Source organism: Ruegeria sp. HKCCA5929 (assembly GCF_013034525.1).
GTDB lineage: Bacteria > Pseudomonadota > Alphaproteobacteria > Rhodobacterales > Rhodobacteraceae > Ruegeria.
In genome coordinates this window covers 20,953-30,702 of sequence record NZ_WQGE01000015.1, presented here as the reverse complement: position 1 = coordinate 30,702, position 9,750 = coordinate 20,953, and the positions used below count along the sequence as shown (strand labels likewise).

At 53.9% G+C, this 9,750-nt stretch carries 11 protein-coding genes; all 11 read left to right on the top strand.

The features are described from left to right. On the top strand, nucleotides 1-609 hold a 609-nt coding region (locus tag GOV90_RS20940), incomplete at its 5' end, for a TRAP transporter large permease subunit (RefSeq protein ID WP_171172938.1). A gap of 11 nt (nucleotides 610-620) precedes the next feature. After that, nucleotides 621-1,400: an IclR family transcriptional regulator gene (locus GOV90_RS20935; protein ID WP_171096758.1), complete on the top strand. Its 780-nt coding sequence runs from the start codon at nucleotides 621-623 to the stop codon at nucleotides 1,398-1,400. A gap of 414 nt (nucleotides 1,401-1,814) precedes the next feature. Beyond that, a complete protein-coding gene (locus GOV90_RS20930; RefSeq protein WP_171172937.1) occupies nucleotides 1,815-2,231 on the top strand; it encodes a hypothetical protein in 417 nt (138 codons plus the stop codon). 385 nt (nucleotides 2,232-2,616) lie between these two features. Beyond that, nucleotides 2,617-4,671: an efflux RND transporter permease subunit gene (locus tag GOV90_RS20925; protein ID WP_171172936.1), complete on the top strand. Its 2,055-nt coding sequence runs from the start codon at nucleotides 2,617-2,619 to the stop codon at nucleotides 4,669-4,671. Further along, a complete protein-coding gene (locus GOV90_RS20920; RefSeq protein WP_171096755.1) occupies nucleotides 4,668-5,087 on the top strand; it encodes a DUF2141 domain-containing protein in 420 nt (139 codons plus the stop codon). The genes GOV90_RS20925 and GOV90_RS20920 overlap by 4 nt, the downstream gene beginning before the upstream one ends. Nucleotides 5,088-5,093: 6 nt before the next feature. Further along, nucleotides 5,094-5,942 carry an ABC transporter six-transmembrane domain-containing protein gene (locus GOV90_RS20915; protein ID WP_171096754.1) on the top strand — a complete coding sequence of 283 codons (849 nt, stop codon included), beginning with the start codon at nucleotides 5,094-5,096 and terminating at the stop codon, nucleotides 5,940-5,942. 594 nt (nucleotides 5,943-6,536) lie between these two features. Beyond that, nucleotides 6,537-6,884: a serine protease gene (locus tag GOV90_RS20910; RefSeq protein ID WP_171096753.1), complete on the top strand. Its 348-nt coding sequence runs from the start codon at nucleotides 6,537-6,539 to the stop codon at nucleotides 6,882-6,884. Between the two features lie 17 nt (nucleotides 6,885-6,901). Continuing rightward, nucleotides 6,902-7,477, top strand: a complete 576-nt coding sequence (locus tag GOV90_RS20905) for a hypothetical protein (protein WP_171096752.1) — start codon at nucleotides 6,902-6,904, stop codon at nucleotides 7,475-7,477. A gap of 213 nt (nucleotides 7,478-7,690) precedes the next feature. After that, entirely contained in the window at nucleotides 7,691-7,981 is a 291-nt protein-coding gene (locus tag GOV90_RS21115) for a hypothetical protein (protein WP_171096751.1), read from the top strand. A 221-nt stretch (nucleotides 7,982-8,202) separates the two neighbouring features. After that, nucleotides 8,203-8,448 carry a helix-turn-helix domain-containing protein gene (locus tag GOV90_RS20900; protein ID WP_171096750.1) on the top strand — a complete coding sequence of 82 codons (246 nt, stop codon included), beginning with the start codon at nucleotides 8,203-8,205 and terminating at the stop codon, nucleotides 8,446-8,448. Further along, nucleotides 8,448-9,740 (top strand): type II toxin-antitoxin system HipA family toxin, encoded by a 1,293-nt coding sequence (locus GOV90_RS20895; RefSeq protein ID WP_171096749.1) that lies wholly within the window; start codon nucleotides 8,448-8,450, stop codon nucleotides 9,738-9,740. The genes GOV90_RS20900 and GOV90_RS20895 overlap by 1 nt, the downstream gene beginning before the upstream one ends. Nucleotides 9,741-9,750: the final 10 nt, after the last annotated feature.

The following is a 9,750-nucleotide window of genomic DNA, read 5'->3' as shown; positions in this document are numbered from 1 at the left end:
TTTTGCGTGATTGCAGGCTTGGTCAGCTATCCGATCAATCGCTTGATGGGAGCCCGCAACAACATTTCACCAACCGAAAAAACCTATGCCGAGATGTTTGTGGTCGAAGGTTTTACGATCCCCGAAATTCCGTCAATTGTGATCCGGTCAGCCCAGATCACAGGCATCCTTGCACCGCTGATCGCAATTTCAGTGGTGATGCAGCAAATCCTGTCGCTGCTGGGGGCGCAAGAAACCATTGGGAACTTTGTAACCTCAATGGGCGGCTACCACGCGGTTCTGTTCACCTCGATGGTGATTGTCTTCTTTTCAGGCATGGTGCTGGAAAGCCTGCCAGTGACGATCATCCTTGCGCCGATACTCGCGCCAATCGCGGCCTCGGTTGGAATAGACCCGATCCATTTCTCGGTGATCTTCCTAGTGGGCGCATCTATCGGCTTCATCACGCCACCTTACGGTTTGAACCTCTATGTGGCATCAGGTGTGACGGGTGTGCCCTATTTCCGCCTCTTGCGATACACTGTGCCCTATCTGGCGGCTTTGCTGTCGGTATGGATCTTGGTGTCGCTTGTGCCCGATCTGGCCTTGATCCTGCTGCCAAATAACTAGAATGTTGCGGGATGGCCGAGACGGAAACCCAAGACAAAGAAACTCAGATCCCGACCAACCTGCGCCTTCTTCTTATTCTTGAGGAGGTGGCGCGGCGTGGGGTCGCCATCAAACCAGCAGACCTGATCGAGACTTTGGGGCTGGCGAAGCCCACAGTTCACCGTCTGCTCCAAACAGCTGAGGCCGAAGGTTTCCTGCAGCGAGATCTGGATGGCCGCTCATACGGCCCCGGGCACCGGCTTCGGTCGCTTTCGGTCAATACCATGTCCTCCGAACACCTGCGCACGGCGCGATTGGCAATCTTGCGCAGTGTCGCCGAACACGTTGGTGAAACTTGCAACTTAGCCATCCCGGACCGGGAAGGAATGATCTACCTCGACCGGGTCGAAACGAAATGGCCGCTACGCATCCAATTGCCTATCGGTACTCAGGTGCCTTTCCATTGTACAGCCAGCGGCAAGATGTACCTGTCTACTCTGCGTCAGAAGACGTTGGATGGATTTCTCTCTGCAGGCAATTTGCAACCGCAGACCGAACGATCCCTAACGGACCCTAAAGCACTGCGCGACGAAATCCGCGGAATCTCTGAAAGGGGTTACGCGACAGATGATGAGGAATTCATGGCCGGAATGACGGCCATCGCTGTGCCCATTCGTGATGGACAAGGCAGATTGGTGGGCACACTTTCGGTGCATGCTCCAACCCAACGTCACGACGTCAACAGTCTGCTGTCCTTTCTGAACATCCTGCAAAAAGGAGCAGGTGAACTTTCCGAAATGCTAATTGACTGATGTCTGTACGTGACCATCGTCAGGACCGTCGTCACATCAGACTAATATGGTTTATCAAGCCGACTGAAGACTTCGGCGATCCGCGCAGTATAATTCGCTGCGCTACGGTCATTCAGATCTAAAAAAGAGCCGGGCTCTCGCTGGCATAAATTGCGAATGCGCTTGAATCTCTCATCAAGAATTGTGCCATCTCGGCGAAGGCTTTGAACTCGCAGCATCCGACGTTGTTACCAGCCGAAAGTTTGTATCAAAGCCATTGAGGCCAGCTCATCGCGACAGGCAGAGCCCAAGGACGCCTATTTGAAGCCTTTTCTCAAAACCTTGACGTGCCCGCACAATAAACCCAGCCGGCAGTTTGCCAAGTTGAGTGCACACACAGCGTATAGAGAACGCATCTCGGAAAGGGACCAAAAGATGAAAAAGACAATCATTGCATCCGCTACTGTAATCGCACTTGTTGCAAGTGCTGGAATGTCCATGGCCGGACCTTTGCGGGCTCATGGAAACAATGGGCGTACACACGATGTCCGCTCATCAATTTCACAGACACTTAACCAGCCCGGAAAGATCACCAAAACCCAACAAATCAACAACTTGACTGACGGCAGCTTGGATTTGTCGCCAAAGCAAGTTCTTGATCAAAATACCCTTACCTCTGCGCAGCCCTATCCCGTTTTCAATCCGAAGTGGAGCGCCCGTCTCCCAGACGTTGAGGTTACCTGGGTTGATAATGGAAATGGCGCGCATACCGTTATCTTTGGTGACACGACGGGAGCCAATCTGACCGATGGCCTCTGGATCTACAAAGACCGGCTCTTGGACAATCGATAAGATTGCACTGGTCACGCCCGGTAGACCTAATCTAAACCAACGCCTTACGCCGGCCCCCTGCTGTTAAAGTCGGGGCCCGGCGATTTCTACAGTCAGCTGGAAGCTGATCATCAGCCTTGCCACGACGTACAACCAATCGATCTTCAATCAATGATGAGATGTGTGGGCTGATTGGCTTCCATCTATTCAATCCGGGGTGTGATCTTTGCAAAGCCACGGTACTCCTGAAAGTACTCGCCTCGCTGCAACAGACGCTGCGAACCCGGGTCAACCTGATGTCTTTCCTCAAAACCTTGACCTGCCAGCGCAATCAAATTGACCCGCAGTTTGCCAGATTGATTGCACACAGCGCAACAAAACACGCTTGGCAGAAAGGTGCGACAAGATGAAAAAGGTGATGATTGCATCCGCTACAGCGTTCGCTCTTGTCGCAAGTGCTGGAATGTCCATAGCCGAGCCGTCGCGTGACAGCCTCAGCGGGTTTATTCAGAATGTCCGTACTGCTGCGCAAAGCTATGGCTCCAAAGCCGTCACCGCCAAGCATGCGATTACTGAGTTGACTGCAACCGCAGGACCAACGTTCCGGGTTGAGATCGATGGTAAACACGACAGCTATGATGTCGGTGAAGGCGAGATGACGACGAACAGCGGCAGTCTGCAATATGGCGCGAATTTGCCTTTGGGTGAGGTCGCAGGCGGACAGGTGTTTGGCGGCCTGGAGTTTGGCATCGGTAGCATGACATCGAATGTCGGGACCAGCTGGGCCAGCGCCAATATCTCGGCTGACACTTACGATGCAACCATTAGCGCGCTATGGGTGGCAGACAGCCTGCTCTATTTCGACGGGCAGCTTCGCTACGGGTACTTCGACGGCCAGATACGACCCAACGGCGGGGCCGCCGCGGATGCCAACGGCAGTGGGTATGAGATATCTATTGAAGTGGGCAAGTCTTTCACATTGGCAAATGACTGGGCACTCATTCCGCAAGTCCAGGTTATGTACAGCGATATAGACATGGACGATGCCCCTGAGCGGGTCGAGCGTGGTTGGGTCGGATCTTTGGTGGATGGTAATACGCTGACGGCCCGGCTCGGGCTGCGTGCTGAACGTGCCGAAAAGGTGGGCGTGGGCACGCCGCCTGTGCAGACGGTGTTCAGCATCATCAACAGCGCTGGCAGCGCGCAAATTTACGCCGAGATGATCCCGGTAGCCGAACGCTCGGACGTTCCGATCCTTTCCGTGGTCCGCGAATGGCGTGACCGGGTAGGTACCGTTGAGGGCGCAACCGAGCTGGAATTCACCGGATCGGAAACGCTCGCCGGAGGTTTCCGCATCCGGTTGGCGTCAAAGGATGAAGACTTGCTGCGACAAGCCAGCGCTGAGATGAAAGATTTTTTGTCGAATATCGAAGGCGTGGCGAATGTGCGGGATGGGTTGGCGGGCGGTCAACCCGAACTGAAACTTCGCCTGCGTCCGGACGCACGGCATCTTGGGTTCAACGCCGAGGCCTTGGCAAGACAGATTGGCTATGGCTTTGGCGGGGCCGAGGTAACCAAGGTCAGGCGCGACGGATCCGAAGTCCGCGTGGTCGTACAGAATGCGCGGGAAAACCGCGATACGCTCGCCGATCTGATGCAGACCCAGTTGCGCAGCGCCTCCGGTGCGTGGGTGCCGCTTGAGACGGTTGCCGAAATCGAAGGCGCATATACCTCTGGCATCGTTGATCGCCGCGACGGCAAACGCATGAACATCGTGGCCGCGTCCATCGACCGCGATCGAGTTGCCCCCGAAGAGGTGGGTCAGGCGGTGTTTGAGCAGCTGGTCCCGAAACTCCGCACCAAGTATCCCAGTGTCACTGTCCTGCCTGCCGGTGAACTGGAAGAGATGGCTGATATCAGCGATGGCCTGAAACGCGCGCTGTTGCTGGCGGCTGTGCTGATCTATGTGCTGATGGCCGTTCCGCTAAAAAGCTATTGGCAGCCTTTTGTTATCCTGGCAATCGTGCCCTTTGGCTTTATCGCAGCCGCCGTCGGGCACCTGATCATGGATGTCTCGCTGTCGCTGTTTTCGTTCTTCGGCATGCTGGCGCTGACTGGTGTGATCGTGAATGACAGTCTGGTCATGATCACCCGTTACAATCAGGCGCGCGAAGAAAGTCAGCCTGTGACTCTGGCACTAAAAAGCGCAGGCATCGGACGTTTCAAGGCGATCTTTCTCACCACCGCAACGACGGTGATTGGCCTACTGCCTTTGCTGACCGAAACCTCTGAGCAGGCGCAGTATCTGATCCCGGCGGCAATCTCTCTGGCCTTTGGGGAACTGTTCGGCACCGCGCTGATGCTGCTGCTGGTGCCGGTGTTGATCGCCATCGCCGAGGATGTCCTTGCGGTTTTCAACCCACACCTTCTGCTGCCGTCTGAAGAAAGGACAAAGCCATGACACGTTCTCTTTTAGCACTCGCATTCGCTATTATGACGTTGGCAACACCAACTGCCGCTGATGGATTGAATGTGACCGTGGATGGCATCCGTAACGCCAAGGGAAACGTCGTGATCCTAGTGTTTGATAATGCCCGCGCCTTTGACAGTTTGGATGTCTGGGGCGCCGTTGACTACGCCCAGGTTCCATCACGCAAAGGTAGTGTCAGCCATGAATTTTCTAACCTGAACGCAGGCCCCTACGCGGTGCTGTTGTTTCATGATGAAAACAAAGATGAAGATCTGAACATGACTGCAACGAAACTGTTGGAGGGGGTGGGTTCAACAGGTGCCCCAAACCCAGAAGATGAGCCTGATTTCAAGGCTGCCTCGGTCTGGCCGGGCGATGTTCGCGTTCGTATCCACTATGATCAGTAGCGCCCTATGTTGAGGGATCAAAACCTGAAAATCGGAACACTTCTGAGTGTATTTCGCTGGCGCGTCATCCTCACGTGGTTACTGATCCTGTCCGAGACGGCCTTAACTGTGTTGATCCCGTTGTTCATCGGTCTCGCCATAGATGGTTTGCTGAGCGGAGAGTTTCAGTCCTTTGTGCATTTGGGCGCTCTTATGATCGCCCTCACACTGATCGGCGTGATCCGGCGGGTTTACGATACGCGTGTTTACGGAACGATCCGCGTCGAACTGGGCAAGGCACTTGCCGCGCGGTTTTCGAACCTGCCGATTTCGTCTCTGAACGCCCGGATCGGAATGGGGCGTGAACTGGCCGACTTTCTGGAGGAAATTCTACCGTCGGCAATCGCAGGGGTCGTGCAATTTGTCGTATCAGTAATTTTGCTGTTTTACTTCTCGCCGGTTCTGGCCCTGTCAGCCTGCGGGGTTCTTGTCGGGATGATATCCGTTTACGCCCTGTTTCATTCGACGTTTTGGCAATGGAACCGTGCCCTGAATGAGCAAATGGAGCATCAGGTCAGCGTTCTGGAACAACGTCGCGAACGGCCTCTGTTTGTTCACCTGAAAAAAATGCGCCGGTTTGAAGTAAAACTGTCGGATACCGAAGCCATTCTGTACGGCGTGATCTTCGTTCTGCTGATAGGTCTGATCCTGTTCAACCTGTGGTTCGCGACGCAAAACCTGGAAGCAACGCCGGGGATGATCTTTTCGATTGTCAGCTATTCGTGGGAGTTTGCCGAAGCGGCGCTTACTTTACCGGTGACCTTGCAATCCTGGTCACGGCTGTCCGAAATCACAGTCCGATTGCAGAGCGATTGACCAGAATGCCGAACTGTTTTTTGAGTTGAATGGTATTGGTAGTCCAGAAATAACGGCCCATACCTCCCGTTCGCCGCCCTATCTCGCTGCCGCTGTACGGCCCACCGAAATGGCCATTCGCTGCACCCGCAAATGTAGAAGCCTCTCAAACTCCCACTATGCGACCTAATTCAGAGGCAGACAAATTCGAGCCGTGGGTCGACAAGAGTTAATAAAATGTCGTGGGAACAAAGCACGATTTCCCAGTACCAGACATTCAAAATCGTAAAACAGGCTGAAACCTATCGAACAAAGCCGATTTTGACAGTGACGCGTCCCTGAATTCTTAAGGTTATGGGAGCGTTTAGCTGAAAAACCTGGCCGAATAATACGAGCGGTGCCAGAAAGCAGAGTTGAAATTGCGAAACCGAGAATTAATAAACCTGTTAAGAGTTCTGCTTCTGGTTAAGTCACATGGTTACCGGTGCACCCCAGGCGCAAATAGGTAGCGTTCTAAGGTTGGTGCCGCGAGGGGAGCATTCGGAATGCACCGGTTTCTCCCAACAAGAACAGGTCGTTTTTCAGTGGGGTTCATTTCCTGCAAGGTGGAAATACATGAGTATGTTTAGTCTAATAAGAGTTTTCAGCATTGTTTTTGTTGTATCTGTGTTTGTAACCACGCCTTCTATGGCCATCATTGTTGGAAAAGACAATCGGAAGATCATTCCAGCAGAATGGTTTGACCGCAGTACCGTGGCCGTGATGGAGGGAAATCACCCACTTGGCGTAGTATGTTCGGGTACAACCATCGGGATTACTCACGTGATTACTGCAGCTCATTGCGTTTACGACGCAGGCACCGGGCAATTTAAGAAAAACATCACCTTAAAGCCCGGGTTGCATACCAGCAACTCCGAACTTTCGGTAATGCGCTTTCATATAAAGCGGGTTTTTTTTGCTTAAGGATTTCGTCAAAGACGTTGGGCTTCAACGGCTACACATCCTATGCCGCCTCAAAAGACATCGCGGTCATCCAGGTCCGAGAGTATGAGGGAAACACTCCGTTTCGCGATGTCTCACCAGCGCTCAATGTCGTTGACGCCAAAAAAATTGAATTAAGCGGTGCACAATTCGATATCATTTCGTACGGGATGGGCGACGGTACCAAGAACGGCTCGCAGTATTATCAGACGGAACCGGACAGAACCTCATGCACCTACAAAGGTATGCGCTCTCACTACACGGCATTTCTGCATGACTGCGACACGCTACCCGGCCAATCAGGCATGGCCCTTGTCGTCGACAAGAGCCAGGTCGTTGGCATTCATACCGGTTCAGTTGATCATATGGGGTTAAACTCCGCCGCCATGCTCACCGGTGAAGTCTTGGACGAGGTCCGTGACATAGCCTATTTCAAGTATGACGCGCTTGAGCACTTTAAGGCGTATGATTGGGACGAGCCAGGATATAGTCGTATAGAATTGTACAATCGCTGCGATACCGATATTCTCGTTGGTTTTCGCTACTACAGTATGGACATCAGCGGGATTTTATAGAATTAAAGCCCGCGATAGGGTCTGGCTTCATGAAAAATTTTTAGGGGAAGTCTATTACTTTGCGGCATACGCCACGGATCGCAGTCGCGAGTGGATTGGCGATAAAAAGACCACAATTTTTGGTGAAAAGCACAAAACTAGGTAGCGTAAGTTTCCCGAATTCCACTCTGATGAACACCTGCGCTTCTGCAATTGAGAAACCAACGAAATGAGTTGAAGACATGCGCCAATTTTGGGAGTTGGCGCGACGGTTTTGATTTCTGCTTAGATTTCTGCGGCGCCGCCAAACACCTCGATCTATCGCGTTTCACCACCAACGAACGTTTTACTGGGATTTCATCCTGTATGGGTTCGCATCGGCCCGCTGTGGAGCTTCGAAGACCAAAGCCCGAAGCAATTGAAGCATTGGAGTCACCGGACGATGTCGTGAAGCTGAAGAACGACGACTTTGATTATATCGATCCGGAGATTTTTGAGGGACTGGATGATCAAAAATCAAAATAGTTACAGTCGCACCATGCACAGCTTATTGAACGTGTGTTGAATGGAAGAGATAAGCCATTCAAGTATCTACGATATCCTGCAATGAGGGCTGAAACAGGCCCGCGCGGCGGGGCCGCAGGCGTGAGCGCACCCAGTGTTTTACGCTGTAGCGCAAAAGATAAATTTTTACGTTGAAGCGTAAATTGATATGATTTACGCTGCGCCGTAAAAGGAGCCACATCATGGATCTCACGGCACGAACGGCTGAGCAGATCGGCCAGGCACTTCGCCGGACGCGAAAGGCGCGCGGCTGGACCCAAAGCGATATCAGCGCACGCACGAATTTGCGTGTCGCGACGATTTCGTCGCTCGAGAATGGCGACGCGGGAACCAAGCTTGCCACGGTGCTCGCCGTCATGGCTGCGCTTGGGCTTGAGTTTCGATTGGTGGAGCGCGGTGGCTCGTTTGAGATCGAGGATATCTTCTGATGGCCAGACATCGGCGTAGCGGTACGATGCGGGTGCTCCTGAACGGACGGTTGGTGGGGATTTTGCGTCTTTCTGGATCGGGAGCGATCAGCTTTGCCTACGATCAGGACTGGCTGTCGTGGGAGCACGCCATGCCCATCTCATTGTCACTGCCTTTGCGTGAAGAAGCGCATCAAGGCGGCCCTGTCATTGCCTATCTGGAAAATCTGCTTCCGGACAATCAGGCAATACGTGAGCGCGTTGCCGCTCGGGTACGCGCTGGCGGCACTGACGCGTGGCACATGCTGGAGAAGATTGGACGTGACTGCGTGGGGGCGTTGCAATTCGTTTCGGGCGAGATGCCCGAGGTTGGCGCGCTCGAGGGAGAACCCGTATCTGAGGCGCAAATTGCTGACATGCTGCGCAGCCTTGCGAGCGCTCCCCTTGGCTTGGACGCAGACGACGACTTCCGCATTTCCATAGCAGGGGCGCAGGAGAAAACGGCGCTGCTGCGCTACGATGGCGCATGGATTCGCCCGTCCGGGCTCACCCCAACAACCCATATCCTCAAGACCCAGCTTGGTGTTCTGCCCGCAGGGATCGATTTATCCGACAGCGTCGAGAACGAGTATTTCTGCATGAGCTTTTGTCGCGTCATGGGAATGGAGGTGGCGGAGGTCGAGATTGCCGACTTCGAGGACGTGCGGAGCCTTGTTGTGACACGGTTTGATCGGCGTTGGGCCAAGGATGGTCGATTAATCCGCCTCCCGCAGGAAGACTTTTGCCAAGCGCTCACAGTCCCGCCTAGCCAGAAATACCAAATGGACGGTGGGCCGGGGATCACAGAAGGCGTCGGTTTACTAGCGGGTAGTGATGACCCCGGGGCAGATCAGCGCGCGTTCTTCCGCACACAGGTGTTGTTTTGGCTCTTAGGAGCGACAGACGGGCACGCCAAGAATTTCAGCATTGCATTGCGTCCGGGTGGATTCCGCATGACCCCGCTCTACGATGTGCTGAGCGCCCAGAAGGCCGTAGATGACGGTCAAATTCGCCAGAATCGGATGCGCCTTGCGATGGAGATCGACGGACACTACCGGATCAACGAAGTGGTGCCGCGTCATTTCCTGCAGGCAGCGAAGGCGGCAGGTTTTGGTGTGGTGTTGGCGGATGAGGTTTTGTCGGACATCGCGTCTGAGATTGAGCCCGCCTTGGACGGGACACTAGCAGATTTGCCGGATAGGTTCCCGATGCCATTGGCGGAAGCCATTGTTGCTGGCGTGCGGCGTCGGGCGGCAGCATTACATGCGGTATAACCAGGAGATC